Annotated in this window: 3 protein-coding genes and 1 pseudogene; all 4 read left to right on the top strand. The window is 50.0% G+C overall.

Annotation, left to right across the window (positions count from 1 at the left end):
* On the top strand, positions 1–1,594 hold a 1,594-nt coding region (locus AN477_RS05785), incomplete at its 5' end, for a hypothetical protein (protein ID WP_211265962.1).
* Between the two features lie 87 nt (positions 1,595–1,681).
* Positions 1,682–2,188: a prepilin peptidase gene (locus AN477_RS05780; protein ID WP_054968230.1), complete on the top strand. Its 507-nt coding sequence runs from the start codon at positions 1,682–1,684 to the stop codon at positions 2,186–2,188.
* 17 nt (positions 2,189–2,205) lie between these two features.
* Positions 2,206–2,646 (top strand): hypothetical protein, encoded by a 441-nt coding sequence (locus tag AN477_RS05775; RefSeq protein ID WP_054968229.1) that lies wholly within the window; start codon positions 2,206–2,208, stop codon positions 2,644–2,646.
* Between the two features lie 184 nt (positions 2,647–2,830).
* Positions 2,831–3,218, top strand: a pseudogene (locus AN477_RS05770) (recombinase); the annotation flags it as partial.

Genomic DNA, 3,218 nt, shown 5'->3' with positions numbered 1-3,218 from the left:
GGCGGATGATAGCGGGGTGGCAATTATTCCGGGTGCTACAGCGCCGCATATTGAAAGCGTCGAGTGGACTACATCCGTTTGGGGGCCAGAGTTGACGCTCACTGGATATGGTTTTGGTAATCCTCCATCGAGTCAAAATGGCACATTGACCATCAGTGACCAGAGTCGTGGATGGGTGGCTGGTAACGCCGCAAGTTACGGAGTCAATCCAACGGTTCAGACTTGGCGTAATGACAAAATTGTTGTTACGGGATTTGATGGCTATGGCCAGAGTGATCTATCGAATTGGAATGACGGGCTTGGCAGCTGGGTATTTGCTCCGGGAGATAACCTAACGATTCAGGTGGAGAACCCACAAACGGGGATAGCAGGGACTAAAAACGTCACATATCCAGGAAATGCTTCAATGCCTTCAGTGAGTGTGAATGCCATCCCTAAGAATCTGATGGCTGGCTCCGCAACCACGGTTTCCGGACATGTCATGTCTGATGGGCATCCGCTTTCCGGGCAGACAGTCAATGTATCGGCGACAGGTGGTACCCTTGGCGGAACCGCGTATGGGAACAACGCGAGTGAGTATGTTGTATCCACGGATGCAAATGGCGATTTTTCAATGCCTTATACGACGCCTCATCAACCAGGGACGTATCAGGTCACCGTGATGTCTGATGGCGTCAGCTCTACCGAGTCGGTGACTGTGTGGTCTCCAAAACTGCAGCTTCAAGTGAACACATCTACGCTGGAATTAGGACAGAGTGACAACGTAAGCGGACAGCTGACATCAAACGGAACGCCACTTGCCAATCAGACCATAGCTTTGACCGCTACGGGAGGCACGATTTCGCCGACAACTGTGACCACGGATGCGAGCGGAATGTTTCAGGCAACGTACGTTGCACCGAATACACCAGGGTCGTATACGATCACTGCCCAAGGTGCCGGAACTTCCGCACAATCCTCGATTGTGGTGACAGAGCCACCTCTTAGCAAGGGGCCAGTGATGAATAACATGCCTTCACAGTGGAGTGGGGATTGGGCTTCCCACATGTACCTGACAAATTTGCCAAGTGGCGCGCAAATTCTCGCGACAAATGGCTCACAGCCAACTGCTGCCTATTTCCGCTACGGAAACGGACAGGTATTGGTAGATACGCAAACTGTTGAGTTCTATTACAACTCTTACAGTTGGGCAACGACAGAGTGGAACAACATCATCAATGACTTCTTAGTTCCCAGTCACAAACCAGTTCTGCTCTTAAATGATGGTGCGGGTTGGGGGGGTAATCAGCAGGCTGTATCGGCTGTTGAGCGGGCAATTCCGAGTGCAACGCAGAGTCCCCTATCGTCACCTAGTATCCCGAACATCGATCAGTACGGCACGATTGTGGTTGATGCGGTGCAGGACAGTTACTTCGCTCAGAACCTCGAACAAATCATGCCGCAACTCGATACATGGATTCAAAATGGTGGAACGCTCATCTTCGACTCCACAGACCAAGCAAATTCGGGTGTGGGTTGGAGCACGGGTCCGAATGGGATTTCAAACGTGTGGGACTTGCAAGCTGAGAACTACTTGGCTGGCAACTTGCAATAGCGGGTTTGTCCGCAGAGACTTCCGTGGCGCAGGAGGGCTTATCTCCTGCGCCACAAAAGTTTGGGAGGAGAGAGAGGGTCTCATTAGGTGTGGAAGAACGAATGGATTCGTCTCTTTTTAGAAAACACATGGCAATGGCACTCGAATATCGTGCTCATGCTATGGGGTGGACTCGTAGTTTACACCGCCATTTCCGCGTGGACAGATTTACGAGAAAGACGGATTCCAAACAAGTGGACAGCCCTTTGGTTGCTGCTGTTTCTGTCCATTCATTTTGCCAATCGGACATTTGAATCGTCTCTACTCAGTTTCATTCTCATGGCTGTATTGATGTTTGTGCCGACTCTCCTTGGTGTTTGGGGGCAAGGGGATTGGAAGATGTCAATGGTACTTGGTGCAGCCATTGGTGCACTTCCGGCCCTCTTGGTATGGTTCATTGGCTTTTTATTCGTGCCTATTTTGAAACCTGGTATGCGTCGTATCAGTCTTCGATATTTACCAGCTGAACAGGCACTCAGTATTCCGGTAGCGGTGCCGATATTTTCGGCAGTTACTTTGTTGTTCGCTTTGCTTTGGTTCTTCAACACGATGTGATGTGGAGGTATTAGTCATTGTTTATTCAGCCGATTGTAGATTTATGGGCGGGTCGACCGATTGCGTATGTGCTAACGGACGCACATGGATTTCCGACACAAGCTTCATCACCGCGAGAACTTTATCAGAACATAGAAGTGGCATTTCAACGAGATTTTGTGCCGCTTGTGGTGTGTCGCCCTTCCGTGATGAAATCGGTGTGGGATGAATTCGTCAAGCGATTGCCTGAACCACTTTGGCTGTACGAGAATAGGCAAGTTTGTTCTGAGCGTGGCGAGGTTGTGATGAATGAAGAGGGCGAACCCGGCATCCGATGGCAAAGGGGCATTAATAATACAGAATCCCTGGAATCTGCGATTGAGTCCGGTATTCGTTATGGCAGCGGTAGTGTACTGATGGGTGTCGAGCGATTGGGATGTAAAGACAAAGCAATATACCGGATTGAATGGGGACTCTGACACGTTGCTTGAACCGATAAAGCGATGTAGCTGACATGTTCCGTCACAGCACATTGACGACACATTCACAGTGCCATGAGTGTGCAATTTGGTCCTAAAACGGCACACGAAGGTCCCATCACGGGTCCATAATGATGTTGTCACAGCACAATCATGGACCAGTGAAACGGGAGGGAGATTTGCCATGAAATCCATCGGATTAGATGTCGGAAATGGTACGACATGCATTGTCGTTCGTAGGGAGGACAGTTCTATCTCGCGTAAAATGTACGCTTCAACCTATGGTCTCTACGATAAGGACAAGGAGAAAACGGCCATTGGCACATCCAAAGGCCAGCAGGCTAATGGAGTGCAGTCGAATGTTTTTACGTTAAACGGCCGCGAATACGTTGTTGGATATCAAGATGTGCAAACCGTTGGTAGTACACCGGTAAGCACGTACGGCCGTGAGGAACGGGTTCACCTTGGTGCCTATCAAACAATGACACGGTTGGCTCTGTTAGACGCAGCTACGATGGATGGGGACACTGGTGTCATTGAGGTCGCTTTGGGATTCGGTGTGCCAAATGAGG

The organism is Paenalicyclobacillus ferrooxydans, from assembly GCF_001399675.1.
Taxonomy (GTDB): domain Bacteria; phylum Bacillota; class Bacilli; order Alicyclobacillales; family Alicyclobacillaceae; genus Alicyclobacillus_B; species Alicyclobacillus_B ferrooxydans.
The sequence above is the reverse complement of the archived record's forward strand: the minus strand, read 5'-3'. Positions and strand labels throughout refer to the sequence as shown.